This window comes from Chryseobacterium sp. PCH239, assembly GCF_018924625.1.
Taxonomy (GTDB): Bacteria; Bacteroidota; Bacteroidia; order Flavobacteriales; family Weeksellaceae; genus Chryseobacterium; species Chryseobacterium cucumeris.
Genome location: NZ_CP073027.1, coordinates 421,901 through 448,741, shown reverse-complemented (window position 1 = coordinate 448,741; position 26,841 = coordinate 421,901). Strand labels below are relative to the sequence as shown.

General features: G+C 35.7%; 28 protein-coding genes. All 28 read right to left on the bottom strand.

Going from position 1 to position 26,841, the window contains the following annotated elements; all coding sequences use genetic code 11:
- Positions 1–301 precede the first annotated feature (301 nt).
- The 28 genes from KBP46_RS02200 to atpE all read right to left on the bottom strand — a co-directional run bounded on the left by KBP46_RS02200 (position 302) and on the right by atpE (position 26,806).
- The gene (locus KBP46_RS02200; protein WP_123279847.1) at positions 302–1,468 is read right to left on the bottom strand and encodes a proline dehydrogenase family protein; all 1,167 of its coding nucleotides are present in this window, start codon (positions 1,466–1,468) and stop codon (positions 302–304) included.
- 63 nt (positions 1,469–1,531) lie between these two features.
- The gene (locus tag KBP46_RS02195) at positions 1,532–2,461 is read right to left on the bottom strand and encodes a UbiA family prenyltransferase (RefSeq protein ID WP_123279848.1); all 930 of its coding nucleotides are present in this window, start codon (positions 2,459–2,461) and stop codon (positions 1,532–1,534) included.
- 10 nt (positions 2,462–2,471) lie between these two features.
- Positions 2,472–3,398 carry a mevalonate kinase gene (locus KBP46_RS02190; RefSeq protein ID WP_062674970.1) on the bottom strand — a complete coding sequence of 309 codons (927 nt, stop codon included), beginning with the start codon at positions 3,396–3,398 and terminating at the stop codon, positions 2,472–2,474.
- Between the two features lie 202 nt (positions 3,399–3,600).
- Positions 3,601–5,091, bottom strand: coding sequence for an MFS transporter (locus tag KBP46_RS02185; protein WP_062674972.1), 1,491 nt, complete (start codon positions 5,089–5,091; stop codon positions 3,601–3,603).
- Between the two features lie 297 nt (positions 5,092–5,388).
- On the bottom strand, positions 5,389–6,567 hold the full coding sequence (locus tag KBP46_RS02180; RefSeq protein ID WP_120231353.1) for an acetyl-CoA C-acyltransferase: 1,179 nt from the start codon (positions 6,565–6,567) through the stop codon (positions 5,389–5,391).
- Positions 6,568–6,624: 57 nt separating this feature from the next.
- Positions 6,625–7,035, bottom strand: a complete 411-nt coding sequence (locus tag KBP46_RS02175) for a hypothetical protein (protein WP_062674975.1) — start codon at positions 7,033–7,035, stop codon at positions 6,625–6,627.
- A 2-nt stretch (positions 7,036–7,037) separates the two neighbouring features.
- Positions 7,038–7,442, bottom strand: a complete 405-nt coding sequence (locus KBP46_RS02170; protein WP_062674976.1) for a hypothetical protein — start codon at positions 7,440–7,442, stop codon at positions 7,038–7,040.
- Positions 7,443–7,740: 298 nt separating this feature from the next.
- Positions 7,741–9,123, bottom strand: a complete 1,383-nt coding sequence (locus KBP46_RS02165; protein WP_216444508.1) for a nucleoside permease — start codon at positions 9,121–9,123, stop codon at positions 7,741–7,743.
- Between the two features lie 22 nt (positions 9,124–9,145).
- Positions 9,146–9,745, bottom strand: a complete 600-nt coding sequence (locus KBP46_RS02160) for a bifunctional nuclease family protein (protein WP_062674981.1) — start codon at positions 9,743–9,745, stop codon at positions 9,146–9,148.
- Positions 9,746–9,936: 191 nt separating this feature from the next.
- Positions 9,937–10,884, bottom strand: a complete 948-nt coding sequence (locus KBP46_RS02155; RefSeq protein ID WP_062674983.1) for an electron transfer flavoprotein subunit alpha/FixB family protein — start codon at positions 10,882–10,884, stop codon at positions 9,937–9,939.
- Between the two features lie 40 nt (positions 10,885–10,924).
- Positions 10,925–11,671, bottom strand: coding sequence for an electron transfer flavoprotein subunit beta/FixA family protein (locus KBP46_RS02150; protein ID WP_034697635.1), 747 nt, complete (start codon positions 11,669–11,671; stop codon positions 10,925–10,927).
- 150 nt (positions 11,672–11,821) lie between these two features.
- The gene (locus KBP46_RS02145; protein ID WP_062674986.1) at positions 11,822–12,529 is read right to left on the bottom strand and encodes an SDR family oxidoreductase; all 708 of its coding nucleotides are present in this window, start codon (positions 12,527–12,529) and stop codon (positions 11,822–11,824) included.
- Between the two features lie 79 nt (positions 12,530–12,608).
- The gene (locus KBP46_RS02140; RefSeq protein ID WP_062674989.1) at positions 12,609–13,532 is read right to left on the bottom strand and encodes a T9SS type A sorting domain-containing protein; all 924 of its coding nucleotides are present in this window, start codon (positions 13,530–13,532) and stop codon (positions 12,609–12,611) included.
- A gap of 211 nt (positions 13,533–13,743) precedes the next feature.
- On the bottom strand, positions 13,744–14,664 hold the full coding sequence (locus KBP46_RS02135; protein WP_216444507.1) for a T9SS type A sorting domain-containing protein: 921 nt from the start codon (positions 14,662–14,664) through the stop codon (positions 13,744–13,746).
- 200 nt (positions 14,665–14,864) lie between these two features.
- Positions 14,865–16,244, bottom strand: a complete 1,380-nt coding sequence (locus tag KBP46_RS02130) for a dipeptidase (protein ID WP_123279851.1) — start codon at positions 16,242–16,244, stop codon at positions 14,865–14,867.
- Positions 16,245–16,402: 158 nt separating this feature from the next.
- Positions 16,403–16,675 (bottom strand): hypothetical protein, encoded by a 273-nt coding sequence (locus KBP46_RS02125; protein ID WP_123279852.1) that lies wholly within the window; start codon positions 16,673–16,675, stop codon positions 16,403–16,405.
- A gap of 137 nt (positions 16,676–16,812) precedes the next feature.
- On the bottom strand, positions 16,813–17,973 hold the full coding sequence (locus tag KBP46_RS02120) for a class I SAM-dependent methyltransferase (protein WP_253297161.1): 1,161 nt from the start codon (positions 17,971–17,973) through the stop codon (positions 16,813–16,815).
- Between the two features lie 144 nt (positions 17,974–18,117).
- Positions 18,118–18,558, bottom strand: a complete 441-nt coding sequence (locus KBP46_RS02115; RefSeq protein WP_123279853.1) for a DinB family protein — start codon at positions 18,556–18,558, stop codon at positions 18,118–18,120.
- Positions 18,558–19,721, bottom strand: a complete 1,164-nt coding sequence (locus tag KBP46_RS02110; RefSeq protein WP_216444506.1) for a methylmalonyl-CoA mutase family protein — start codon at positions 19,719–19,721, stop codon at positions 18,558–18,560. The genes KBP46_RS02115 and KBP46_RS02110 overlap by 1 nt, the downstream gene beginning before the upstream one ends.
- 102 nt (positions 19,722–19,823) lie before the next feature.
- Positions 19,824–20,180, bottom strand: a complete 357-nt coding sequence (locus KBP46_RS02105; protein ID WP_034697620.1) for a septum formation initiator family protein — start codon at positions 20,178–20,180, stop codon at positions 19,824–19,826.
- 3 nt (positions 20,181–20,183) lie between these two features.
- Positions 20,184–20,798 (bottom strand): uridine kinase, encoded by a 615-nt coding sequence (gene udk, locus KBP46_RS02100; RefSeq protein WP_034697618.1) that lies wholly within the window; start codon positions 20,796–20,798, stop codon positions 20,184–20,186.
- Between the two features lie 209 nt (positions 20,799–21,007).
- Positions 21,008–21,313, bottom strand: coding sequence for an ATP-dependent Clp protease adaptor ClpS (locus KBP46_RS02095; protein WP_099049883.1), 306 nt, complete (start codon positions 21,311–21,313; stop codon positions 21,008–21,010).
- Positions 21,314–21,323: 10 nt separating this feature from the next.
- On the bottom strand, positions 21,324–22,682 hold the full coding sequence (locus KBP46_RS02090; protein WP_062675002.1) for a hemolysin family protein: 1,359 nt from the start codon (positions 22,680–22,682) through the stop codon (positions 21,324–21,326).
- A gap of 272 nt (positions 22,683–22,954) precedes the next feature.
- Complete coding sequence (atpG, locus tag KBP46_RS02085) at positions 22,955–23,818, bottom strand: ATP synthase F1 subunit gamma (RefSeq protein WP_062675004.1); 864 nt, start codon at positions 23,816–23,818, stop codon at positions 22,955–22,957.
- Positions 23,819–23,894: 76 nt separating this feature from the next.
- The gene (atpA, locus tag KBP46_RS02080) at positions 23,895–25,472 is read right to left on the bottom strand and encodes a F0F1 ATP synthase subunit alpha (protein ID WP_034695418.1); all 1,578 of its coding nucleotides are present in this window, start codon (positions 25,470–25,472) and stop codon (positions 23,895–23,897) included.
- A gap of 16 nt (positions 25,473–25,488) precedes the next feature.
- Positions 25,489–26,028: an ATP synthase F1 subunit delta gene (gene atpH, locus KBP46_RS02075; RefSeq protein ID WP_123279855.1), complete on the bottom strand. Its 540-nt coding sequence runs from the start codon at positions 26,026–26,028 to the stop codon at positions 25,489–25,491.
- A gap of 2 nt (positions 26,029–26,030) precedes the next feature.
- Positions 26,031–26,528 carry a F0F1 ATP synthase subunit B gene (locus tag KBP46_RS02070; RefSeq protein ID WP_002979110.1) on the bottom strand — a complete coding sequence of 166 codons (498 nt, stop codon included), beginning with the start codon at positions 26,526–26,528 and terminating at the stop codon, positions 26,031–26,033.
- 83 nt (positions 26,529–26,611) lie between these two features.
- Positions 26,612–26,806: an ATP synthase F0 subunit C gene (gene atpE, locus KBP46_RS02065; RefSeq protein WP_002979108.1), complete on the bottom strand. Its 195-nt coding sequence runs from the start codon at positions 26,804–26,806 to the stop codon at positions 26,612–26,614.
- Positions 26,807–26,841: the final 35 nt, after the last annotated feature.

The following is a 26,841-nucleotide window of genomic DNA, read 5'->3' as shown; positions in this document are numbered from 1 at the left end:
TTTTACAATTTGGGCTATTTAAAAGGGTAATAGTATTGGATTATTATATGGTTGACATTCTATTCTAAAACAGAATTATAACAGTAATTGAAATTATTTTTTTTGCATTCGTTTTATGGCTCTATCAAATATAATTATTTAAAATCAAATCAGCAATAAAAATAAAATTATTTTACTATATAATCATAACAACAGACAATTTTTTCGATTATTATTAATTTCTATATTTTCCCAGTCGCTTAATTTCAATAAAAAAAGACCCACAAAACTGCAGGCCTAATATATATTGTGGACAATATTATTATTTCTTTCTTCTTTCCAATTCTTTTTTGATCAGTCCAAGCTCTCTTCCTGTTTGTCCGGCTACAGACGTATTTTCCTGGGCTCTTCTCGTCAAATATGGCACAACATCCTTTACAGGTCCGTATGGAAGATATTTAGCCACATTGTAGCCTTTATCAGACAAATAGAAGGTGATATTATCACTCATCCCGTAAAGCTGTCCGAAATAAACTTGCGGATTGCTGCTTTCCAGAGATTTTGCTTTCATTTTATCCATAATCAGCTCAGAAGAGATTTCGTTATGGGTTCCAAAGAACGCTGAAACCTTATCCAGATGATCCATCACGAAGTCAATTCCTGCATTATAATTTTTATCTGAAGCCTCTTTAGTTGGCTGAATCGGATCTGCATACCCTTTTTCTGCTGCTCTGGCTCTTTCTTTTTCCATATAAGCGCCACGTACGATCTTGTAGCCAATGAAGTAATTTTTCTCTCTTGCTCTTTGAAGGTTGGCTTCCATATACTCCAGTCTTCCGGTTCTGTACATCTGGATGGTATTCCAAACGATAGGCTTCTGCTGGTTATATTTCTCCATCATCTCTTCGCAAAGATGGTCTGCTGCATCCTGCATCCAGGTTTCTTCAGCATCCACCATTACTTTTTTATCATGTTCATGGCAAAGACTGCATACTTCATCAAATCTTTTTACGACTCTTTCCCATTCTTCTTTCTGGCTGGTAGTAAGTTCTGCTCCTTTTCCAACAGCTTCATACAGATCAATTCTTCCGAAAGCAGTAGGTTTAAAAACAATAAAAGGAATTGCCGGATTTCCTACTGAGAATCTTACAATGTCCTTAATTTCTTTGCAAACCGCATCAAAGGTTTCCTCATCTTCTTTCCCTTCAATGGAATAATCAAAAATACTTCCAACTCCTCTTTTGAACAGCTGCTTCACCACTTTCATACTTTCTTCACGGGTTTCACCACCACAGAACTGTGCAAATAAGGTATTTTTTACAATTCCGGTTACGAAAGGAAAGTTATTGTGTACTGTGAAATTCAGAACAGATGTTCCAAGGCTTGTAAGAGCGGGCTGTTCAATCATTTTAAACATCCAGTAAGCCTTTCTCAATTGTGCATCAGACTTGTCTGCAAATGCAATTTTAGTATCATTAAAAATGGGCATTCCTATTTATTAAATTTAGTTATGCAAAGGTAATAATAACCTCAGTTTATTTAAAGAATTTTTTTACAATTTATGCTCTATTCCATTTAAGAGCATTGCGATGATTCCAATAAAAACCCAGAAACGTAATATATTCAATGTAAAGAAGTTACTTCTTCGCGAAGCATTTAACAGGAGATAAATGCATACGATCATAACAAAAAGCCCTCCGGCAAAATAATAGGCCATAAACCCGGTAATACCGGTTTTTGTAATAATCTTCATTGAAACTACCATGGTAATGATGAGTAAGGAAGTCAGAATAATTTTTGTATTTCTGCTTTTAAAATAATTGGGAATTGTAGTGTATCCGAATGTTTTATCCACACTTCTGGTAAGAGTATCTTTCACAATATCAATACAGAGCAGGATAAGAAACAGAAAGACAGCCATCAGGAAAACCTTTTTGGAAAAGGTTTCGTAATACACCATCATTCCAAAGAACGGATACAGGGTGAGGCTGACAAAAGTGAGATTGTTCAGTATCAGTATTCTGCTCAGTTTATGACTGTAAAACCACATAAAGAACTGATATACCACAAAAAAGGCAAATACATTATGAGAAATCATCCAGGCTACCCCTAAAGAAATAGCACTGAGAGCCAGGTATGCATAGAGAAAATATTTCTGTTTGATGAACCTCTGTAACCTTGTTCTGAAAGGTTTTACCAAATGATCTTTCTCCAGGTCATAGAATTGATTGATAATACCGCCTGCCAGAATCGTAAGGACGGTACAAAAAATAATACCGTGAACTTTAAAATCAAAGACAAATTTTCTGAAAGATTCATCCTGATTGAACAGGAAAAAAGTAGAAACATAAAGCGCAAACGTCAAAAGAGCGGCTACAAAAAAACGTGCTCCGAGGAGAAAGCCCACGAATTGTGAAAATCTGTAAAATAGAGATTTTGAGAGATAATTTTTAGATTGGAAAGGTTCTTTTTCAGAATTCATTCCAATCTATTTAAAATCTGTAAATCACTTCTTTTTGGAAGCCATCAAGCATTTTTTCTGCTTTTGCATAATCTTTGGTAAATCCTAAGATATAGCCGCCTCCACCGCTACCGCACAGTTTCAAATAATAAGCGTTAGAATCCAGACCTTTTTTCCAGATATTAAAAATACTTTCAGGGATCATAGGACGGAAATGTTCATAAGCCCAGTGAGAAAGCTTTTTAAGATTTCTAAAGAAAGGGTTCATGTCTTTTTTAAGGAAAGATTCGATACATGCGTTGTTATAACGGATAAACTCTTCTTTCAGGGTTTTACGGAAACCTTCTGTTTTCATTTTTTCGAAGAAAATCTGGATCATAGGACCTGTTTCTCCTGTCATTCCGGAATCAATCAGGAAAATGGCTCCCTTTCCTTCTTCACCTTCCGGAATATCTACCCTGTCTAAATTTTCTTTATTTTCGATAAGGATTGGCAGATTCATATAACAGATCAGTGGATCCATTCCTGAACTTTTTCCATGGAAATAGCTTTCCATTTCACCGAAAACAGCTTTTAATTTTTTAAGATTATCTTTTGAAATGTTTTCAGGGTTCAGTTTGCTGACTGAATATTTTTCAAAAATAGCAGCTACCAAAGCCCCGGAACTTCCCACTCCATATCCCTGAGGAATATTGGAATCAAAGAAAAGTCCGTTTGAAATATCATTTTTGAAGCTCTCAATATCCAACTTAAAATCGTCAGAAAGATCGAGTGCTGTAAGAAATTCAGAATATTTCTGCAGATGTCTGTTGGAATTAAGTTCAAATTCAGAACTCAAATCTGAAAATTTCAAAGTTCCTTTATAGAAGCTGTAGGGTACTACAAGCCCCTGTGAATCTTCAATCATTCCATATTCTCCAAACAGGATTATTTTTGCATAAAATAAAGGGTTGGTCATATTGACAATAAATCTTTTGCAAAGTTAAAAATTATTCCGCTGAATATAAGCAAAATTCAGGCCGAATTGTCTCCTATTTTACTTTCTTCAGTTCTTCTATTAAAAATACGAAAAAAATATGGTAAATAAATATAATTTCATAGATAAAATTCAATGAATTACCTTGACAAAAAAAAGACGTTAAAAATAACGTCTTTTAAAATTATAATGTTTCTCTGTCTTTTCTCATTTTAACGTTCAGGAATCGTATTAAAATTAATCCTGCTCCAAAAAATATGGTCATTGATAAGGCTGCAATACGCATATTATTGAAATGTTCAATCAATGTTGCAAAGATAAATGTTCCGATAATGATGGCAATTTTCTCCAAAACATCATAGAAACTGAAATACGTAGTGTTTTCCATCGAGTTTTCAGGAAGTAATTTTGAATAGGTGGATCTGGACATTGCCTGAAGGCCACCCATTACCAACCCTACTACTGCGGCTACTCCATAAAACTGATATTCCACTGTAGGATTTTCTTTGTTCAGGAAATAAGCCCAGAGACAAGCTACAATCCAAAGGATGATCGCAATTGAAATAACATTTCTGTTACCAATTCTCTTTGATAACCGTGAGAAAATAACCGCCCCAATGATTGCTTCAATCTGAATCACCAAAAGTGTTCCGATCAGTTTATCCTGAGCAAGGTTAATTTCACTCTTTCCAAATAATGTAGCCATAAGGAAAATAGTCTGCATTCCTACACTGTAAAAGAAGAAACTCGAAAGGAAGAATTTCAGATTTCGATCTTTGAAAAGCTCTCCGCCTACTTTAAACAGTTCGTGAAAACTTTCTTTTGCAATATCTTTATAGAAGCTCAGGTTATCTTTAAATACCTCAAAAAAACCACCCTGCTCTTCATGTTTTTTGAAGATATTCTTATAGTTCAGGAGTACTAAATCTTTAGGAAGTTTATCTTTCACATCCCCAAATTGAGGAAGATGTTTGAATGTATATTGAGAAAACCCGAACCACCATGCTCCTGTTAAAAGGAAACTGATTCTTGTAAACAGTAGCTGCTGGGCTGCTCCTTTGGCAAAAACCTGAATCAATACCAAACAGATGACTACTAAAACTACCGAGCCGATATATCCGTAAACATACCCTCTTGCAGAAAGCGCGTCCTGTCTGTCCGGTGTTGCAATATCCGGGAGGAAAGAGTTATAAAAAACTAAACTTCCCCAGAAACCGACACTGGCTGTAATGCTGAATAAAAGTCCCAGAAATACATTATGCATTCCCGTAAACATGGCCAATCCCATACAAGATGTTGCACCAAGATAGCAGAAAAACTGCAGGAAAGACTTTTTGTTTCCTATGGTATCCGCTAATGAAGATAAAAATGGAGACAGCAATACTACGATAAAGAATGATATGGTAAGGGAATACCCATACACCGCATCCGGCTGATATTCTTCGCCAAAAATTTTGATCATATGCCTCACCGGAACATCAATCCATGTTTTTGTTTCCGCTACATATTCTTTTTTCTCGTAAGCGGTGGTCAGGATAGAGTAATAAATGGGGAAAATGGTAGAGGTAATCACCAGGGAATAAACAGAATTTGCCCAGTCATATACAGCCCAGGCTTTCATAATTTTCGGATTATTCTTTATGTTTTTAGGCTGTCGATTCTCAGTTTCAGACATTTCAAATATATATTAGTAGCACAAAAATAGAAAAACTACTGAATATTCTACGGTTTTTAATGTTATTTTGAAAATAATAATTGTAGGGTATTGAAATAATTCAGCAAAGTTTTAATCTTATTTTATACTTTTTAAAGGTGATAAGGTATTAATCAATGCTTTCGTCTGTGTCCGTAAAGACCAGACGGTTCATATGATCAATCTGAATGTATGATTGAAGACAATATCATTCTATTCTGCAACAAAAAATCGGGGTCTTTGTACCCCGATTTGTATATTTTAAATTGTATGTCTCAATTATAAGTTTTCAATCACAATTGCAGAAGCACCGCCACCACCATTACAGATAGCTGCAGCTCCGTATTTCGCATTATTTTGCTTCAATACGTTGATCAATGTAACAATGATTCTTGAACCTGAACTTCCCAGTGGGTGTCCTAATGCTACAGCACCTCCGTTTACGTTTACTTTAGCAGCATCTAATCCTAAGATTTTGTTGTTAGCTAATCCTACTACTGAGAAAGCTTCGTTGAATTCGAAGAAATCGATATCTGAAACTTCTAATCCTGCTTTTTTAAGAGCAATAGGTAGAGCTTTTGCCGGAGCTGTTGTAAAGTTTTCAGGCTCCTGTGCTGCATCAGCATAAGAAACGATTTTTGCTAGAGGCTTCAATCCAAGTTCTTCCATTTTTTCTTTGGAAACAAGGACCAACGCAGAAGCACCATCGTTCAGAGTAGATGCGTTTGCTGCTGTTACAGTTCCTTCTTCTTTTTTGAATACCGTAGGAAGTGTTGAAATTCTATCGAAGTTTACTGCTTTGTATTCTTCATCTTCCGCAAAGATTACTGGCTCTCCTTTTCTCTGAGGAATAGAAACCGGTACAATTTCTTCGTTGAATTTACCTTCGCTCCATGCTTTTGCTGACCTTTTGTAAGATTCTACAGCGAAGTTATCCTGATCTTCTCTTGTAATATTATAGTCTGTAGCACATTTTTCTGCGCATACTCCCATATGTACTTTGTTGTACACGTCTGTAAGTCCGTCAAGTACCATTCCGTCAAGCATTTTGATATCGCCTAATTTTGTAGCCACTCTTGCATTGTAATAATGAGGAACTAAAGACATGTTTTCCATACCTCCTGCAACAATTACTTCTGCATCACCAGCTTTAATAGCCTGAGCTGCCATTGTTACAGCCTTCATTCCTGAAGCACAAACTTTATTGACTGTAGTAGAAGGTGTATTGATTGAAAGACCTGCTCCTAAAGCAACCTGACGAGCCGGCGCCTGGCCTTCCCCTGCCTGAAGAACATTTCCCATATAGATTTCCTGAACTTGATTAGGATCTAAACCGATTTTATCTAATGCTCCTTTTACAGCAGTTGCTCCCAGTTTTGTAGCCGGAACTGTTGATAAGCTTCCCATAAAACTCCCCATAGGCGTTCTTACTGCGGAAACAATGAATACTTCTTTCATGTATATAATTTTTATTTAGCTGAAACGGAACAAAGATTCCGTTTTTATAGTTAGAATTTATTTTACTTTTACGTATACTATATCAAATTGAGTTCCTTCAATTTTGGTATTCACTTTCAGAATATTATCCTGAGTAGCTACTATTTTATTATTGAAGACATCTCCTATCTGTGCGGGGTCATTTTTATCGGATTTCTCCAATACGATTGCTTTATAATTGCAGTCATCCACAAAAACCAATGTCGATTTGATAAAGTCTTTTCCATTATTGAAATATTCGGTTTGAACATTATCTTTAATGGTCATATACCATATTGCTTCCGGGTAATTGGGCCTTACAAACGTTCCTTCTTTTATATTTGTACATTTAGGCGGATTATCCGGTTTTTTCTGTCCCGTTGCCTGAGCTTGAATCTGTGTAGCTGCTGTCAACAAAATTCCTGCTGAAAAAAGTGTTAAGAAGTTCATGTTTATATTTGTGTTCTGTTGTTAACTTTTTTATTTCCTCCTGCAAAAACCATCAGAAAAGCGCCTAAAAATTCTACAGCCCAACCCCATTTCAGTTTAACAATTCCGGCAAAAGTTTCCTGCCAGGATTTGAATGGTAAAAAACTAAAATATTGCAGCGACTGCATTTTTACAGCAACCAGGGTAAATCCGAATAAAAGAATAAGCAGAATACCAAAAAACCTTACGATTTTGGAACTGTTATTTACAATTCCAAAAACGGCACAAGCAGAAAAAATCCAGCATGCTATAGCCAGATAATGATCAAGCTTCCAATAGTTCCAGTTCCCTATTACAGGCACATGTACCAAGGGTAGAAAACTACCTATAATTACTAATAGTAATCCTAATAACTGAATATTTTTCATATTTACTAAAGTGCCAAAATACAAAAAAAAACACACTTTTAAAGAGTGTGTTTTAAAAATAGAAATTCCGTACCCGAACACTTGTTAGCTACAAAAAAGATTCAGTATTTTTAACTATTTTACAAATAAAAACAAAATTTATTATCAAATTAAAAATAACCACTTGCAGTTTATATCACGATAGAACTCCATATTTTTCTTCTGCAAAGCTTTATAGCATAAAAGGATATCTGAAAATAAAAAAATTGCATTTTTTTTCAAAAATGCAATTTAATATCTTCATAAATATAAGTTTCAATTAGTGTTTCATTGATGAAACATCTTCCGGGTTATGTTTATGTTTAAACAGTACGGCAAAGAAAACCGCCAGTATTAATGCATAAATTGCAAAAGAAAGCCATATCTGCTGCCAGTCTTTTACCATCACCACAGAGGAAAGGGTTCCATCTGAATTGACAGCTGCATTGAAGCTTTTCTTTAAAATGTTCAGGAAAGTAGGATTATCAGGGGTTGTCTGCAGGTAAGCAGAAAGATCTGAAGCCGTAGAAAACTTGTGGGTAAAGAACTTATCAATAGCCCATCCTGCGGCATAACTTCCGAAAACCGCTCCAAAACCGTTGGTCATCATCATAAATAATCCCTGAGCCGAAGAACGTATCTTTTTATCAGTAGTTGTTTCCACGAAAAGGGATCCTGAGATATTAAAGAAATCGAAAGCCATTCCGTACACAATACATGAAAGAATGATTAATGAAAGTCCAAATCCGTCCGGAACACCATAAGCAAAGAATCCGAATCTTAACACCCAGGCCAGCATAGACATCAGCATTACTTTTTTAATTCCAAATTTCTTCAGGAAGAAAGGAATTGCCAAAATAAACAGTGTTTCTGAAACCTGAGAAATTGACATGATAATGGTAGATCTCTGTACTACGAATGAGTCTGCATATTTAGGGAAATTAGCAAATTCACTTAAAAATACGTCACCATAGGCATTGGTAAGCTGAAGAGCAGCTCCCAAAAGCATTGAAAACATAAAGAATAATGCCATTTTATAGTTTCCAAAAAGCTTAAATGCATTTAAGCCTAATTGCTCGGATAACGGCGAATTTTTGTCAATCAGTTTTTGAGGTGGACATTTTGGAAGTGTAAGGGCATAAATCCCTAAAAAAATGGCTACAACACCTCCGATATAAAACTGACCTTCTGTTGCTTTATTTCCACTAAGGTTGGTGATCCACATGGCAACAATAAAACCAATAGTTCCCCATACACGAATCGGTGGAAAGTCTTTCACTACATCCAGATTGTTATTTTTCAGGATTGTATAAGAAATTGAATTGGCCAATGCGATGGTAGGCATGTAGAAACACATGGCTACAAGCATTACCGAAAAGAAGGAATTCGGATCTGCAGAATGAGGCAGTATAAAAAGAATAACCCCATAAAGAATGTGTAATACTGAAAATATACGCTCCGCATTTACCCAACGGTCAGCGATAATTCCAGTAATGGTTGGCATAAAGATAGAAGCAATTCCCATTGTTCCGAACACAGCTCCAAACTGAGTTCCATCCCAATGTTTTGTGCCAAACCAGAAGTTTGCCATCGTAATCAGCCACGCTCCCCAAACAAAAAATTGGAGAAAACTGAGGATGGTCAGTCGTAATTTTAAATTCATAGTTTATATAAAAAGTATCTCTTTAATCAATTTTCTTTTTCCTCCTCTTGATTTCTTCCTGGATTTCAAGAGCGGTATCATAGTCTTCTTCTTTAACGGCTTCATCCAATAGTTTCTGAAGCTCTTCCATAGAAAGAGATTTTAAGTTATCTTCTGTCTGTACAGTTTCTGAGAATGATTGTTCTTCTTTTGAAACGTCTTCCAGTTCCAGTAGAATTCCTGCTTCGTTTAAAACCTGCTGCGTTGTAAATATAGGTGCATCAAATCTTACAGCCATTGCAACGGCATCAGAAGTTCTCGCATCAAGAATCAGTTCTTCTTCTGTTACTTTATTTTTAAAGTTAATATTTGAAAAGAAAACTCCGTCTACAATCTGATAGATGATGACAGAAATTAACTCATAATTGGCAGAAACTATAAATTTTGTAAATAAATCATGAGTAAGAGGACGCGGTGGATGAATATCTTTTTCCAATCCGAGAGAGATAGACTGGGCTTCGAAATTTCCTATAACAACAGGTAATTTTATGTGTGTTTCTTCATGTTCCAATAACAATGCATAAGCCCCCGACTGGGTCTGGCTGTACGATATTCCGCGAATAATTAGCTGCTTATAATCCATAGCTACAAATATAGATTAATTTTTTATTGTGTTTTCACTTTTTTACGCAAAAATAAAAGCCCGGAAAGCCGAGCTTTTATCTGTATAGTTGATGATTGTCAAACGTCAATAGTGAATTTTGTTTCGCAAGTGATTTATTTAATTAAAAATCGACGAGCAAAGCGAGAATTGACTATTCACAATTCACTTTCTTATCCTTTAATTGCTTTAATTTTCTCTGTTAGTGCAGGAATAATCTGGAAAGCATCTCCTACTACTCCGTAGTCAGCAGACTTGAAGAACGGTGCTTCAGGATCACTGTTAATTACTACGATAGTTTTTGAAGAGTTAACCCCTGCAAGGTGCTGAATCGCTCCTGAAATCCCTACAGCAATGTAAAGATTCGGAGAAATTGCTTTACCTGTTTGTCCTACGTGTTCTGTGTGAGGTCTCCATCCGATATCAGAAACTGGTTTAGAACATGCTGTAGCTGCTCCTAAAACGTTTGCCAAATCTTCGATCATTCCCCAGTTTTCAGGTCCTTTCATCCCTCTACCTGCAGAAACAACAATTTCAGCTTCTTTAAGGTCTAATTTACCTGAGCTCTGCTCGTGAGAGATCACCTTAGTATCTTCATTAGCTACCGATAAGTTTTTCACTTCTTCTGAACCTGATACTGCGTTTTCTTTAACACCGAAAGCGTTTTGAGAAACAGTAACGATTACTCCGTTCCCTTCTGCTTTTGCATGCATGAAACCTTTTCCTGAGAATGCTCTTCTTTTTACCTGGAAAGGAGAAAGGCTTTCAGGAGCTTCCAATGCATTGGTAATTAAAGAATAGTTCTTCATTACCGCAAGCATAGGAGCAATGGAAGAAGCGTCAGTAGTGTGAGGGAAAACGATAATATTTCCGTCTGCTACTTCACTTACAGCCTGTGCAAAAGCTTTTGCTGAGAAATTTTTAAGACCTTCGTCTTTGATATTGATTACGTTTGATGCTCCATATTTGTACAATAAATCTGAAGAATCTGTTGGGTTTACAGAGATTGCCGTAACGGTATCTCCTGCTTTATCAGCGATAGCTTTAGCATAAGAAACTGCTTCAAAAGCTGCTTTTTTGTAAACTCCGTTTATATTTTCTGCGTATACGAATACTGCCATTGTTTTACATTTAAAATTTAAAGATTGAAAAATTTAAAGATTAGATTACTTTAGCTTCTTCGTGAAGTAATCTTACCAATTCATCAAGGTTATCCGGAGAAACCATTTTCACAGCAGCTCTTGGCGGAACGCTGTCATAAGATACTCCCTGAACTTTTACTTCTGAAGAAGAAGGTTCTACTACCTGCAAAGGTTTTGTTCTTGCAGACATAATTCCTCTCATATTCGGGATGATAAGATCTTTCTCATCTACTAATCCTTTCTGACCTGCAATAATTGCCGGTAATTTTACAGAAATAGTTTCTTTTCCTCCTTCAATTTCTCTTACTGCAGTAGCTTCGCTTCCGTTAACGTCTAATCCTACTGAAGCGTTTACGAAAGGTTGGTTTAATAACTGAGCTACCATTCCAGGAACCGAACCTCCGTTATAATCGATAGATTCTTTTCCGCAAAGGATAAGATCATATCCTCCGTTTTGAGCTACAGCTGCAATTTCTTTTGCTGTAGAATAGCTGTCTTTTGGATCAAGATTTACTCTTACTGCATCGTTAGCACCAATTGCCAAAGCTTTTCTGATTACAGGTTCTGTAGCAGCATCACCTACGTTGATTACTGTTACTGTTGCTCCCTGAGATTCCTGAAGTTTAACCGCTTTTGTCAACGCAAATTCGTCTAGAGGATTAATTACCCACTGAATTCCGTTTTTGTCGAAAGCAGATTTGTCTGCTGTAAAGTTAATTTTGGAAGTAGTATCCGGAACACTACTAATACAAACTAATATTTTCATGTGTACTATTTTATTTTTTCCCTTTTGGCGCATAAAATCATGACAGTTTATGCAGAGATTTTGTTTGAATTAATTTTTGCTAATATAAATAAAAAATATATTATGCATGCATAATACTTATTAAATTATTATTCAATACATTAGATGTAGTTACTTAGCTGGTTTCGTTGCCCTAAACTCTATTTTACTTGGCAAAACTCTTGGATTCATCTTTAAAATATCCAATATAAGATTCCCCATATCTTCGGGCTGGATCTTCCAACTGTCCTTTTCAGACGGAATATTTCCGTTAAAATGAGTGGCCACAGACCCAGGCATGATCACCGTAGATTTAATATTGTATTTTCTTAAATCGATCATTGCAGCCTGTGTGAAACCTACCACTCCAAATTTTGAAGCGTTGTATCCTGTACCATTTTCAAAGAAATTCGCTCCGGCAAGACTGGAAATGGTAATATAGTACCCTTCTGTCTTTTTAAGTTCTTCCACAGAGGCTTTTAAGGTATAAAAAACACCTGTAAGATTCGTTTCTATCATATCATTCCACTCCTCTGCCGTTAGTTCATCTACGGGCTTAAAAATACCCAATCCTGCATTGGCAATAATATAATCCAGTCTACCGAACTTTTCAACGGTATATTTTACAGCTTCCTGTTCGCTCTCCAGACTTCTTACATCAGAAACAATCCCCAAAACATTTTCTGAATATTGCTTAAGTTCTTCTTCTGCCCTCATTACATCTTCTCTTTTTCTTCCTGAAAATGCCACAGAAATGCCATTTTCCAGTAAAATTTTTGCAATCCCGAAACCTATTCCTTTGGTTCCTCCTGTTATATAAGCTGTTTTATGATCTGACATATGATTGAAATTTTAATTCTCTAAAATAACAAAAACGCTCCAATTGGAGCGTTTTGCTGATCCTAAGATTTATCAGTAATTATTTTTTGATGAACTTCTCTGTGAAGTTTCTTCCTTCTGTTTCTATATTCAGCAAATAAGCTCCGGCAGACAGATTTCTAACATTTACCTGATCTCCGTTCAATGTTACATCCACTCTCTTTCCAGACATATCATATGCTTCAACATGTTTGATTTTGTTAGGCGTTGTGATTTTTATAACATCCGTAGCCGGGTTTGGATAAATAGACAGTTTTACGTCATTTTTAACGGCGTCTTTTGTAGACAAGGCTGCTTCATTATTAATTTTGATATTATCGATATAGGCAGAACCTCCATAATTATCATGTACAAAATCCATTCTGTTAATATTGTTATTACTGAATGGTTGTCCTGTATAAATTAGAGCATCATTCAGGTAATATTGGATTCCTGTAGCCGTAGAAACTATTTTTACCCTGTACCATGTATTGGCATTCCAGGTTTGATTGGTATCGACTAAATTATTTGAACCCGCTGTTGCAATCAGAATGCTTCCATCATAAGAAAAATCAATATAAGTAACAATTCCTCCTGTTCCTACGGTATTTACTGTTCTAAAAACGAAATCTGAACTTGATGTACTTTTTTGGGTAAGTCTCACATCAAATGATTGGGTAAAGCTATTGTATGTTAATGGTGTAGTGAAGGTATAGAAACCACCCATTACAGGACTCTGCTGTGGTCCGTAAGCTGCGTCTGTTGTTATTTTAAAACTGTTTGACCCCTGGCTTGCCATTTCAGCGGATACCAATTGACTTGTCAGATATACTGGCGGTGTAGCTCCATTATTAGTAGTAACCCAGCCCTGCTGCCCGTTAATGTTTCCTGCAGTATATCCCTCACTGGCTTCAAAAGAAATAGTTTGTTGAGCAAAAGATGATATCGAGATCAACGAAATTGCGAAAATGTAAAGTTTCTTCATGATATTTTTTTAGTTTCAAGCAAATATATACGTTTTAAATCTAAAAAGCAAAATATATGAATATTTTACGTATATTATAAAATTAACATAATATTTTTAACTAAAAATAATAAAGATATTAAATCCAAGAACAAACAATAATTCCGAAAAATCATCCATAAATACACTAAAACGCTAAAAAGAGCACATGTTTTCAGAGGTATGAAATAATTTATCTGATGATCACTTTTTCAGTAAAATTTCTTTCTTCAGTTTTTATATTAACCATATATATTCCTTTGGGTAAGCCTTTTACCTCTATTTTATTATGGTTTATTTCAGTCTTTATTAGCTTACCAGTTTCGTCGTAGAGTTCTATACTTTTTACTTTGGCAGCAGCATTAATATGGATGAAATCCGTTGCAGGATTAGGATAAAGAGATATTTTTTTAATATTTGCATTGGAATCCTGAACACCCATTGTTCCCAGCTCGCTATTAATTTTAATATGATCAATATAAGCTGACCCCAAAGAATTATTATGAACAAAGCGAAGCTGGTTTATATTCAATGAACTTGCTGCTACACCCGTATAGATCAGCAAATCATTAAGATAATACCGGACATCCGTAGCGCTTCCCACTACTTTTAACCGATACCAGGTATTTGACAGCCAGATGGAAGGTGCAACAATAAGGTTCTGTATACCAGATAACATATCCAGGATCTTTACTGACCCGGTTTTTCCAAAATCTACCCTTACGACAAACTGGTCATCAATACTGTTTACAGCCTGAAAACCAAAATCAGAACCGTTGAGTTGTGACATATTGATATCAAATGATACAGAAAAATTATTGTAAGCAAGGGGAACGGACAGATTATAAAAACCTCCGATGATTGGCTCAGCCTGCGTTCCATACGTATTTTCTTTAACAATTCTCAGAGAACGGCTTCCATCACTTGCTTTATCTAAACTGATAGTTTGATGGGTAACATTTTCCGGTACACCTCCTGTGGGAGTACTGATCCAGCCTGCCTGTCCATTGACATCTCCAACGTTGAACCCCTCAATAGGTTCAAAGGATATGGCTTGTTGGGCGAAAACACAGAATGATGATAGCAAAAATGCAATTGAGTAGTATTTTTTCATAGCAAATCAAGTTTTGTATTAAAAATATAAACTTTCAATGAATAGTGAAATAACTTATTGCAAATAAAAAATTAACCCATTTATTTTCAGTGAATTTAATTTTCAAAACCTTGAAAATACTTCGCTAACAATTGATAAAAGAGCAAAAAAATAAGGTATTTCTTTGCAGAAATACCTTATCATATCGTGTTTTCGATTAATTATTTTGAATAATTCTCAAAGAACAACGGAATACTTTCAATCCCTTTATAGAAATTGAACAGTCCGTAATGTTCGTTTGGAGAATGAATCGCATCAGAATCCAACCCAAAGCCCATCAATACAGACTTAGCTCCTAAAACCTGCTCAAACATTGCTGTAATCGGAATACTTCCTCCTCCTCTGTAAGGAAGAACTTCTTTTCCGAATGCTGATTCCATCGCCTGTTTTGCTGCCGCAAATTCTTTGGTATCTGTTGGTAAAACGTAAGGCATACCTCCGTGGTGAGGAGTAACTTTAACTTTTACTGTATCCGGAGCAATCTTTTCAAAATATTTTGTAAACTTCTCCGTAATTTCCTGTGGTGTCTGATAAGGTACCAAACGCATTGAAATTTTAGCAAAAGCTTTTGAAGGAATTACTGTTTTTGCTCCTTCTCCTGTATAGCCGCCCCAGATTCCGTTGCAGTCTAAAGTAGGACGAATAGATGTTCTTTCTAAAGTTGTATATCCTTTTTCCCCTTCGATATTACCCAATCCGATTGATTTTTTGAATTCTTCCGGATTGTCTTTCAATTTGTTCATTTCAGCTCTTTCCGCATCTGAAACAGTTTCAACATTGTCGTAGAATCCGTCAATGGTGATATGCCCGTTTTCATCAATCAGATTCGCGATCATTCTTGAAAGAACGTGGATAGGGTTCGGAACTGCTCCGCCGTAAAGGCCTGAGTGTAAGTCTCTGTTCGGGCCTTCCACTTCTACTTCTACGTAGCTTAAACCTCTTAAACCTGTTGTTACAGTCGGCTGTTCGTTACTATAAATGTGAGTATCGGAAATTAAGATACAGTCACAAGCTAATTTCTCTTTATTATCATTGACCCAGTCGCCTAAGCTTACTGATCCTACTTCTTCTTCTCCTTCTAAGATAAATTTAACATTGCAAGGAAGAGCATTGGTCTTCATCATCGCTTCAAAGGCTTTCAAATGCATGAAGAACTGTCCTTTATCATCAGCAGAACCTCTTGCGAAGATAGCTCCTTCAGGGTGTAATTCAGTTTTTTCAATATAAGGCTCAAAAGGTGGCTTTGTCCATAATTCCAATGGATCTGCCGGCTGAACATCATAGTGTCCGTATACCAAAACTGTAGGTAAATTTTTATCTAAAATCTTTTCCCCGAAAACAATTGGATATCCTTTTGTGTTGCAAACTTCCACATTATCAGCGCCTGCATTTTTAAGGTGTGCTGCCACTACATCTGCACATTTCAAAACGTCATCTTTATACGCCGGATCTGCAGAAATAGAAGGAATTCTCAATAACTCAAATAATTCATCCACGAAACGCTGTTTGTTTTCGTTAATGTAATTTAATGTCTCTTGCATTGTAAAAATTTATTTTGTTAAAATTAAAAAAAATGCCCGGCAGGAACAAACAAAAAGAAAGGATTTTCCCAACCTCGTGTTAATGAACCTTATAGTCCTCTTTTTTAATAAAAAAATGCCCTGCAGAAACAGGGCACTTATATATTTTGTACTTCTAATTAGTGTTCAGCTTTTGGCGCTTTATCAGCTTCAGCAGGTTTTGCAGCCGCAGTACTGTCAGCTTTTGGAGCAACTGCTTCTGGTGTTGCATGAGCCTCTTCTTTATGTTCTGCAGCTCCGGCTTCATGTCCGTGAGCTTCTCCCTGAGGGTCGTCAGAATATCTTTCTACTCCTTCTTCAAGTTTCAAAGTACCTCTGTTTCCTCCTTGTGGAACTTTCTTACAGCTTACCGCTACCGTTGCAATCGCTAAACATATAACTAATTTTTTCATATGTAAAATTATTTTTTTTAAAAGGTAAAATGAAACCGCACTATTTTAACTTATTTGATCTCCAAACAGCAAACGATTTCATGCTTCAATTTTTGATTGCCCAAAAGTAAGAAATCCTGCTTTTTTCGGCAACATTTTTATACTGATTTTAATATTATTTTCCCTTTTTTGGATTGGGTAAAAATAAGATACCGGTCCCCTCCGTCTTTTAAACCATATTTCTTTTTGATTTCTTCAGGTTTTAGAGGGTAATTTTTTGTAATAATATTGAACTGTTCTTTCTTTTTAATGCTTTTAGAATCAACAGATTCCATTTCTAAAATTCTTCCGGGGAAGTTTTCAATTCTTTCGCTGGAAGTGTAAAGATGGCTGTTGGGATGAAGCTTTTTTAACCCGAATTTCTGAGAGATCAGATTAAAGACCCCAGCCTTCAGAATGGAGTGATTGGGGATGTAAATGTATCTTTCTGGTTCAGAATATTCGGATTGCGCAGTTTCTTCTTCCCCAAATGTAAAGCTAAAGGCAGATTCATTGCTTTCAAGGTTCACACAATTACAGATGGTCTTATCCCTATTTTCGTTGGAAAGAAATACGACAACCTCTTTCACGTCATTTTTCAGAGCAATAATATCCATTCTTGAAATATCCGGTAATACTGAAACAAGGTATTTAAGATCAATCAACGGGGAAAGCTTTATCACCACAAGATCGGATATTGAACATAACTTTTCCTGAATTTCAAGAATATCAGGAGACAGATCTTCTAAAAGAAAAACTTTGTTTTTTTGCTCATCCCTTCTGGCTGGGTCAAGATAAATGACATCAAAGTGTTCCTGATTCTCATTCAGAAAATCTTCAAGCTTAAGATTGATAAATTTCGCCTTACGATGTAAAATGCCCCAGTTATTTTCAACAATCTCTAAAAGCTCTGTATTCTGCTCTATTAAAGTGACATTCTCAAAATTTTGAGACAGATAAAAGGCATCAATCCCAAAACCGCTTGTAAGGTCAATGAATTTATTTCCTTTTAGAAATCCTGATTTATAAAGCGCTGTTTTTTCTGATGAAGACTGTTCAAGATTAAGCTGTGGTGGGAAGAGAATACCCTCTTTTAAGAGAAACGGAAATTTTCTCTCTGCCACCTGTTTTCCTTTGATCTGTTGTACAATTTCATGCATGGAAACCTCAGGAAAAGGGGATTTTTTTAGTAATAATGAGTGCAGATCTGTTTTTAGATTTGCATTGATATAGTTTTGAACGTCTTTGTTTAACAGTTTATTTCCCACAGATTCTGCCACTTCTTATATTCATGTGTTTAAAATGCTTCGACTCCGCTCAGCATGACAATGCTAATGCTAAATGCCTAATTTACTATTGAGAGATTAAGACAGTATAATTAACCGTGTCATACTAAGCGGAGTCAAAGTATTACTATCTTAAAATTATCTTTTATAAAAAATATAGTCAGTCAATACCGGTGTTATACCTTTCTGATTAAGCAAAGAATTGATTTGCCCTCTATGATAGGTAGAATGATTTACTGCATGAAAAAGCATTTCAAAAATGGTATTTTCAAACTTTGCTCCTCTTGAATTCTGATATTCTATCTTTGTGTCCACATCAAAATTGTTAATAATATCAATGCTTTTAAGAAAGTTCTTGTGATTGGTTTCTACCAAAGATTCAAAGGGATTGATCTGCCATACTTCAAAGGTTTTCTCCCCCAATATCCGGGCATTCCAGATCTGTTGTGCATTAAGAGTATGATTAATGAGATTGATTGTTTTATCATCTACAAGTCCTCTGTTTTCAGAGATTACTTTAATCATCTCAATATTGAAATGATAGGTGTATTCAAATAAATCTATCAGTTTTTCTTTCATTACTCAAACATTTCAGCCCAACGAACGGCTTTTATTTCTTTTTCATTGTAAAGATCTCCAATAGACTTTTTAACGTCTAATTTAGGGTACAAATTCACTCCGATCAGCTTTATTTTCCCTTCTTCAATCCATTGCTGTTCTTGAATCGCGTGATCATAGATTTTTTTCTGAATAACTCCCTGTTTCAACAATTCAAGATATCCTCCAGCTTCTTCAATCTCAACAAATAAATCCCATGCTTTTTCAGCAAACTGCTGGGTAATATCTTCCACATAATAACTTCCGTTGGAAGCATCTTCAAATACGTTGATAATACTTTCGTAAGCCAGAACAATCTGTTGTTTGAATGAGATCTCTTCCGAGTTATCTGTACTTCTGTCAACAAGATAATTGTTAGAGAAAACAGCATCTGCCCCGCCAATCATTGCAGAAGCAAGCTCTAGTGTAGAACGGATAAGGTTATTTTCGTTGTCAGCAACTGCTTTATTTCGCAGCGAAGTCTCGGCAAAGATGTAAGGAACTTCGTCCAGTCCGTATTCTTTTGAAAGCTGGTTAAAAACGATTTTAAAAGCTCTCAGTTTGGCCATTTCAAAGAAATAACTACCTCCTACGGCTATTCTGAAAATTAGTTTACTTAAAACTTCAGCACCATAAGCTTCCATCAATTCCTTAGCTTTTGCAAGGGCAATTCCAAGCTGTTGATAGATAGCAGCCCCTGCATTCTGATGGAGGGAAATATCTACACAAATATTTCTTTTAAATTCTTTGGCCAGCAATTCTTTTACCAGCTGATCATCAATAGTTCCTTCTTTTTCATTAAAGACATCAATCAGCGAAAAATACTGATCTTCTTCTTTAGGGCTGATATGCCCTGCAAGATCTTTATTATTTACAAAAAGAGTTTTCTGATCAAGGTTTTCTACATTCTGATCTAAAATAAATGCAAATACTTCTTCTTCCAGACTTTCATGATATCTCGCTACCAAATGGGTGCTTTCTTCAACTCTTGGCAGGTTGACCAGAGGTTTCTGAACCTCTGTGTAAAAAGGCTTCACCTCTATTCCTTCCAGATTTTGTTTCTCTAGAACAAGGTAAATATCCTCTGTTTTAAGCTGTTTTTTAACTAGATTTTCCCAGTTTGAAAGTATATCTGTATTTGACATTAGTTTTTTATTTGTGAATGGTCAATGGTGAATTCTGCTTCTCAAGTGAATTTTAATTTTAAAAATTCTTTTCATCATTAACGTCATTCTATTCAACTTTTATTACTTTTTAGCTACTTTTGTGCTGTCTACTACCAGAATAAAGATCTCTTCATTCGGTTTTTTCATAAAATAATTTTCTCTCGCATACTTTTCTTTTTCTGACTTGTTATTCATCAGTTTTTTATAAAAAGCATCGTTTTTCTCGTATTCTTTTTTGTAATAATCCAGCTGATCTTCATATTTATGAATCTCACCATTCAGTTCATTAATAACAAGAAATGAGGTTTTATCGAAAAAAATCATCCATACCAAAAACAGACAGATCGTAATGGTATACTTATTCAAAACATATTTCTGGATAAGTTTGAATGTTTCAGATTTCGGCTGAATGTCTTTGATAAGGTTGTTTTCTTCCATTTTTTAATGTTTTTTCAACGAATTTTTAATAACGGTAGTTAAAAAATCAATCGCTACGGAATTCTGTTTCATATTAGGGATAATAAGATCCGCATCATTTTTAGACGGCTCAATAAATTCCTGGTGCATTGGTTTCAATGTGGTCTGATAACGGTGCAATACTTCGCTCAGATCTCTTCCTCTTTCCTGAGTATCTCTTCTGATCCTCCTGATAAGCCTTTCGTCAGAATCTGCATGAACAAATACTTTCAGATCAAATTCTTTCAGCAATTCTTTGTTGGTTAAAACAAGAATTCCTTCTACTACCAATACGTTTTTAGGTTCTACAGTGACATGATCTCCTGTTCGGGAATGGGTAACAAAGCTATAAATCGGCTGTTCAATAGACTCATTATTTTTTAAAGCTTTTACATGTTTTATCAGTAAGTCAAAGTCTATAGATTTCGGATGGTCATAGTTTAGAGCTTCTCTTTCCGTTAATGTAAGACCCTGGTTGTCGTGATAATAATTATCCTGAGAGAGGATATTCATTCCCTCAATATCAAGCTGCTGAAGTATCTTATCAACAACTGTAGTTTTGCCGGATCCTGTACCACCGGCAATTCCTATTACAAGCATTGTTTTTTTGTTTCTTTATAGTTGGTACAAATATACTATTTTAGATAAAATGTGACAATGTAAGAGTATTGAGAAATTAAAAGATTAAAGCATTTAAATATTAAAATATTTTCGGGAAAGCTGTCAGTCTTTATGATTTATTGTTATTACTCAAATTTACGCTCTTGATTTAATAAAAAAATCCGACAATTACTTTGTCGGATTTTATTTTATACGATTTCGCTTGTTAATTCACGCGAAATTAATTTTTCGTGCATAGGCTTCAAAACGTCCATTGAGCCGGTTTTTACGGTACACTTGCCTTTATAATGAACAAGGATTGTACATTGTTCAGCCTGTTCCAGGGTATGTTTGCATATTTCGATCAGACAGTCTATTACATAATCAAAAGTATGAATATCATCGTTATGCAGTACCAGTTTATAAACTTCATCCGTATCATCTAAAACGAGAACTTCTTCTTCGTACTGACGTTTCGGGTTTTCGTAATCTTTTATGCTGTTATAAAAATTCATTCTCATTCTTTTAAACTTCTCCTATTTTGTCTGCCAGATTATCTATAGCATTAGGTTCCTGATAAATCAGTTCCACAAGTTCCACACTTTTGTTATTCATTTTAAGAATTTTGAAGTGATAATCTTCAAGATCAAACTCCTGGTTTTCTTCAGGAATTTCTTCAAGCTCATAAAGAATAAATCCTGCTAGTGAGTTGTACTCGCTTTCTTCGGAAAGAGGAAGTTTTTTAGGAAGGAATTCGTTGATTTCGTCCAAAGGCTGAGTGGCCTGCACCCAATAGGTATTGTCCGCTATTTTATCAACTATTTTTTCTTCATCATCTTCTTCATCCTGAATTTCTCCCACAAGTTCTTCCAGAATATCTTCGAGTGTAATAATTCCTTCTGTTCCACCAAATTCGTCGATAACAATAGCAATATGTTGTTTTTTAAGCTGGAAAGTCTTCAGTAAGTCTGAAACTTTTTTACTTTCCACCACGAAGAAGGCATCACGCATTAAATCTTTAAGGTCTTCATGATCCAGATCCCCTTTTCTCTTCACAAATTCTCTTATAATTTCCTTTGTGTAGAAAATTCCGATCACATTATCAATAGAATCAATATATACAGGAATACGTGAGTAACCGCTGTCCATTATTTTGTTGATAATATCATTGACATCTTCCTCAAAGTCTATGGAAGTAATATTCTGTCTTGGAACCATGATCTGCTTGGCAGAGTGATCTGTAAAATCAAATGCATTTTTGATGATCTCATAGTTCTCTTCTTCAATTTCTCCACTGTCTGCACTTTGCTTTACCAAAAGCTGAAGTTCTTCCGTAGAGTGAATTTCCTGTTCGGAAGCGGGATGAATTTTTACGAGTCTAAGGAAACCATTTGACATGGAATTCATCAACCAGATAAACGGTTTAAAAATCGTATAGAAAACTCTCAACGGAACCGCTGTTGCCATTGTCGTTGATTCAGATTTTCTGATAGCGATTGATTTTGGAATAAGCTCACCAAACACAATGTGCATGATGGTAATCAATACAAAACTTGTTACCACCGAAATGGTAGTAATGGTTGTCTGAGTCAGATTAATGCTCAAAGACGTGAAAATATTTTCGACAATATGATGCAGGGCACTTTCTCCTACCCAACCAAGGGCAAGGGATGCCAATGTAATTCCTAATTGTGTAGCGGAAAGATATTCATCAAGATGTTTGATGATATGTTCTGCCTGCTTAGCCATAGAGTTTCCTTCTGCAGCTTTTAACTGAATTTGTGAATAACGAACTTTAACAATTGAAAATTCTGCGGCTACGAAGAAGCCATTTAGTAAAACAAGAAATAAGGCCAGCAAAAGCCTGACTATGTCCGAGTCCATTTAGAGGTTGTATAAATTTTATTAGCTACAAAGATATGTAAAATAAAAATAACCTGCCTGAATCTGGGATTGATTATTTCGATGAAGGAATTTTCTTAATAAAATATGACTTGATATAATACAGCTATTTTTAAATAAAAAAAATAATTGGAACACCTACTCATTTTCTGATAAAAACGGAATTTTTGAATAGCCAATGGCTGTTTCAGCCCTTTATAAACACAAAAGCACCGAAATGATCGGTGCTTTTAATTGTATGATAAAATAATTCTTTATGAATTTTTCAAAGCTTCTGCTCCGGAAACAATTTCCAGGATTTCATTGGTAATTGCAGCCTGTCTTGCTTTGTTGTAGAAGATCACTAGATCATTCTTTAAAGCCTGAGCGTTGTCTGTTGCTTTGTGCATTGCCGTCATTCTCGCTCCGTGCTCAGATGCTACTGAATCTAAGATGGCTTTGAAAACCTGAGTTTTGATAGACTTTGGAATCAAATTGTCCAGGATTTCAGCTCTGTTAGGTTCAAAGATATAATCTGTTTCAACCTGTGGCTCAGTGTTTTCCGGCATTGAGATTGGAAGAAGCTGTTCTGTAGTTACTTCCTGAGTAGCTGCATTCACGAATTTGTTATAGATAACATAAACTTCGTCAAATTTACCTTCTTTGAAGCTTGTCATTACTCCTTCAGTGATATGAGCAACAGCATCAAAGTTCAGATTATCATATACAGTACTTCCGTTAGTATATACCGTACGGCTTTTTCTTACAGCATCATATACTTTTTTACCTACAGGAAGAACTTCAACCTCGTACTGGGCGTTGTTCTGAAACTGAAGGTTAAGCTCTTTTACGATAGAAGAGTTAAAAGCTCCCGCAAGACCTCTGTTTGAAGTAACAGCGATGAATAATACTCTTTTAACCTCTCTTTTCTGAGCATATACAGAAATCTGATCAGGATCAGAGCTAGAATTTACATTCTGGATAAGCTCCTGTAATTTTTCAGAATAAGGTCTTAACATTACGATTGCGTCCTGTGCTTTTTTAAGTTTCGCTGCGGAAACCATCTTCATAGCACGTGTAATCTGCATCGTAGATGAAATTGACGTAATTCTGCCTCGTATTTCTTTTAAGTTTGCCATTAATTTGGGTTCAAAGTTTAAGGTCTAAAGTTTAAGGTTTAAAACACTATATTTCAAACCTTAAACATTGAATTTTTTAGTTGTATTTAGAAGCTAAATCGTTAGCTGCCTGCTTAAGAACACCTGTAATATCGTTATCGATTTTTCCAGACTTAATAGCAGCCATTGTATCCGGGTGCTTAGATTTAAGGAACTCGATATATTCGTGTTGGAATTCTTTAATCTTGTTCAATGGAACGTTTCTCATTAAGTTTTCTGTTCCGGCGTATACGATCGCTACCTGACTTTCTACAGGAAGTGGTGCGTTTACCGGTTGCTTAAGGATTTCTACGTTTCTTTCTCCTTTAGAGATTACTGCTAAAGTAGAAGCATCAAGGTCAGAACCGAATTTAGCAAACGCTTCTAGTTCTTTATATTGAGCCTGGTCAAGCTTCAATGTACCAGATACTTTCTTCATTGATTTGATCTGAGCGTTACCTCCTACCCTTGATACAGAGATACCTACGTTGATTGCAGGACGAACCCCTGAGTTGAATAGATCAGACTCCAGGAAGATCTGTCCGTCTGTAATAGAGATTACGTTTGTAGGGATATAAGCAGAAACGTCACCAGCCTGAGTTTCGATAATCGGAAGGGCTGTTAATGAACCACCACCTTTTACAATTGGCTTAAGAGATTCTGGCAAATCGTTCATTTGCTTAGCAATTTCGTCATCAGCGATTACTTTTGCAGCTCTTTCCAATAGTCTTGAGTGAAGGTAGAAAACGTCTCCAGGGTAAGCTTCACGGCCCGGTGGTCTTCTCAATAGTAGAGAAAGCTCACGGTAAGCAACAGCTTGTTTAGATAAATCATCATAAACGATAAGTGCCGGTCTACCAGTGTCTCTGAAGAACTCACCGATAGAAGCTCCTGCCATTGCAGAGTATACCTGCATTGGAACCGGATCTGATGCGTTAGCTGCAACGATTACCGTATAAGCTAAAGCTCCTTTATCAGAAAGTGTTTTAACGATTTGTGCTACAGTAGAAGCTTTCTGACCGATAGCAACATATATACAATATACTGGTTTACCAGCATCAAAGAATTCTTTTTGGTTGATGATCGTATCGATAGCAACAGTAGTTTTACCTGTTTGTCTGTCACCAATGATAAGCTCTCTCTGACCTCTTCCTACAGGGATCATCGCATCAATTGCCACGATACCAGACTGTAAAGGCTCAGTTACCGGCTGTCTGAAGATAACTCCAGGAGCCTTTCTTTCCAATGGCATTTCGTATAAATCCCCAGTAATAGGACCTTTACCATCGATTGGGTTACCAAGAGTATCTACTACTCTTCCTAACATACCTTCTCCTACTTTGATAGAAGAGATTCTGTTTGTTCTTCTTACTGTATCACCTTCTTTTACTAATTTACTTTCACCAAGTAGAGCAACTCCCACGTTGTCTTCTTCAAGGTTAAGTACAATACCTTCTACATCACTAGAAAATTTCACCAACTCTCCGTATTGTACGTTTTCTAACCCGTATACACGAGCAATACCATCACCGATGGTTAAAACTGTACCTACTTCCTCAACGTTGGATTGAGTATCGAAGTTGGCCAATTGCTGTTTTAAGATCGCAGATACTTCTGCCGGATTTATTTCTGCCATTGTATGGTTGTTTTTCTTAATTTAATTGGAAATCTTTTTTAACTTGGTTCAATTTTGTCTTCACAGATGCATCTATCTGCTGGTCACCTACTCTCAGAACATATCCTCCAAGAATTTCAGGCTTCACATTTACTTTCAGATCAAAGTTTGAATCAGCATTTACAAGATTGGTAGATCTTAAAATCTGGTCAAGGTTTTCTTTTGAAAGCGGAGTTGCTGTTGTAAGTGTCACTCTCTGTATACCACTAAGGTCTTCAACTTTGTTGATGAATTCCTGAGCGATATTTTTCAATTGGTTTTCACGTCCGTGCTTAATAACCAATCTGATCAGGTTCTGAGAAGAAACAGATAAACCTTTGAAAATTTCGTTTGCTACTTCTATTTTCTTTTTAGAATCGATATAAGGAGTCATGAAAAATTTATTTAAGTCCGCAGACTCTTTCATGATCTTTACTACATCTTTCATTTCAGAAAATACAGTAGCCGTTTGACCTGATTCGTTGGTGAAGTCAAGTAAACCTTGTGCGTATCTTTTAGCTACTTTAGATGTAAGCATTCTTAGTTAAGGTTTGATTTGTTTAAATAATTTTGAACTAATTCGTTTTGAGCTTCGCTATTGTCCAGCTTTTGCTTCAAGATAGACTCAGCAATGTTTACAGATAAAGTACCGATTTGAGTTTTGATGTCTGCCATTGCAGCATTTTTCTCAGCGTTGATAGTCTGTTTAGCAGCTTCGATCATTTTGTCTCCTTCAGCTTTAGCAACATCTTTAGCTTCCCCTACGATTCTGTCTTTAATCTCTCTGGCTTCTTTAAGGATCGCATCTCTTTCGATTTTAGCTTCACGAATGATTCTTTCGTTATCCTCTTTTAAAGTTTCCATTTCTTTTCTAGCTAATTTAGCTTGATTAAGAGCGTCAACAATAGATGTTTCTCTGTCATTGATAGACTTTAAAATAGGTTTCCAAGCGAATTTACCTAACAAAAATAATAATGCTAGAAAAATAACAGACTGGATAATAAATAATCCTGATGAAAACTGATGAATTAATTCCATTATATAAATGTATAAATAATTATTACTTTTTTTAAAGAACCATTACCTGTAACCAACCGTCACAGATAATGGTCTGATTTTAATTAGTTTACTGCAAATAGAGCAGCAAACGCAACACCTTCTACAAGTGCAGCTGCGATAAGCATAGCTGTTTGGATTTTTCCAGATTGCTCAGGTTGTCTAGCGATAGCTTCAAGAGCAGCAGCTCCGATTTTACCAAGACCGATACCTACACCTAGTACTACGATACCAGCACCTACAATTTTAGGGATTTCCATAATATATAATTTTAAAAAATTTGTTTTACTTTAAT

Excerpts from the sequence above, each read along its gene's own strand:
- KBP46_RS02200 (WP_123279847.1), bottom strand. The coding sequence starts at position 1,468 with ATGCCCATTTTTAATGATACTAAAATTGCATTTGCAGACAAGTCTGAT.
- KBP46_RS02195 (WP_123279848.1), bottom strand. The coding sequence starts at position 2,461 with ATGAATTCTGAAAAAGAACCTTTCCAATCTAAAAATTATCTCTCAAAA.
- KBP46_RS02190 (WP_062674970.1), bottom strand. The coding sequence starts at position 3,398 with ATGACCAACCCTTTATTTTATGCAAAAATAATCCTGTTTGGAGAATAT.
- KBP46_RS02185 (WP_062674972.1), bottom strand. The coding sequence starts at position 5,091 with ATGTCTGAAACTGAGAATCGACAGCCTAAAAACATAAAGAATAATCCG.
- KBP46_RS02180 (WP_120231353.1), bottom strand. The coding sequence starts at position 6,567 with ATGAAAGAAGTATTCATTGTTTCCGCAGTAAGAACGCCTATGGGGAGT.
- KBP46_RS02175 (WP_062674975.1), bottom strand. The coding sequence starts at position 7,035 with ATGAACTTCTTAACACTTTTTTCAGCAGGAATTTTGTTGACAGCAGCT.
- KBP46_RS02170 (WP_062674976.1), bottom strand. The coding sequence starts at position 7,442 with ATGAAAAATATTCAGTTATTAGGATTACTATTAGTAATTATAGGTAGT.
- KBP46_RS02165 (WP_216444508.1), bottom strand. The coding sequence starts at position 9,123 with ATGAATTTAAAATTACGACTGACCATCCTCAGTTTTCTCCAATTTTTT.
- KBP46_RS02160 (WP_062674981.1), bottom strand. The coding sequence starts at position 9,745 with ATGGATTATAAGCAGCTAATTATTCGCGGAATATCGTACAGCCAGACC.
- KBP46_RS02155 (WP_062674983.1), bottom strand. The coding sequence starts at position 10,884 with ATGGCAGTATTCGTATACGCAGAAAATATAAACGGAGTTTACAAAAAA.
- KBP46_RS02150 (WP_034697635.1), bottom strand. The coding sequence starts at position 11,671 with ATGAAAATATTAGTTTGTATTAGTAGTGTTCCGGATACTACTTCCAAA.
- KBP46_RS02145 (WP_062674986.1), bottom strand. The coding sequence starts at position 12,529 with ATGTCAGATCATAAAACAGCTTATATAACAGGAGGAACCAAAGGAATA.
- KBP46_RS02140 (WP_062674989.1), bottom strand. The coding sequence starts at position 13,532 with ATGAAGAAACTTTACATTTTCGCAATTTCGTTGATCTCGATATCATCT.
- KBP46_RS02135 (WP_216444507.1), bottom strand. The coding sequence starts at position 14,664 with ATGAAAAAATACTACTCAATTGCATTTTTGCTATCATCATTCTGTGTT.
- KBP46_RS02130 (WP_123279851.1), bottom strand. The coding sequence starts at position 16,244 with ATGCAAGAGACATTAAATTACATTAACGAAAACAAACAGCGTTTCGTG.
- KBP46_RS02125 (WP_123279852.1), bottom strand. The coding sequence starts at position 16,675 with ATGAAAAAATTAGTTATATGTTTAGCGATTGCAACGGTAGCGGTAAGC.
- KBP46_RS02115 (WP_123279853.1), bottom strand. The coding sequence starts at position 18,558 with ATGAAAGAAAAACTGATAGATTTATTTGAATACACCTATCATTTCAAT.
- KBP46_RS02110 (WP_216444506.1), bottom strand. The coding sequence starts at position 19,721 with ATGTCAAATACAGATATACTTTCAAACTGGGAAAATCTAGTTAAAAAA.
- KBP46_RS02105 (WP_034697620.1), bottom strand. The coding sequence starts at position 20,180 with ATGGAAGAAAACAACCTTATCAAAGACATTCAGCCGAAATCTGAAACA.
- udk (WP_034697618.1), bottom strand. The coding sequence starts at position 20,798 with ATGCTTGTAATAGGAATTGCCGGTGGTACAGGATCCGGCAAAACTACA.
- KBP46_RS02095 (WP_099049883.1), bottom strand. The coding sequence starts at position 21,313 with ATGAATTTTTATAACAGCATAAAAGATTACGAAAACCCGAAACGTCAG.
- KBP46_RS02090 (WP_062675002.1), bottom strand. The coding sequence starts at position 22,682 with ATGGACTCGGACATAGTCAGGCTTTTGCTGGCCTTATTTCTTGTTTTA.
- atpG (WP_062675004.1), bottom strand. The coding sequence starts at position 23,818 with ATGGCAAACTTAAAAGAAATACGAGGCAGAATTACGTCAATTTCATCT.
- atpA (WP_034695418.1), bottom strand. The coding sequence starts at position 25,472 with ATGGCAGAAATAAATCCGGCAGAAGTATCTGCGATCTTAAAACAGCAA.
- atpH (WP_123279855.1), bottom strand. The coding sequence starts at position 26,028 with ATGCTTACATCTAAAGTAGCTAAAAGATACGCACAAGGTTTACTTGAC.
- KBP46_RS02070 (WP_002979110.1), bottom strand. The coding sequence starts at position 26,528 with ATGGAATTAATTCATCAGTTTTCATCAGGATTATTTATTATCCAGTCT.
- atpE (WP_002979108.1), bottom strand. The coding sequence starts at position 26,806 with ATGGAAATCCCTAAAATTGTAGGTGCTGGTATCGTAGTACTAGGTGTA.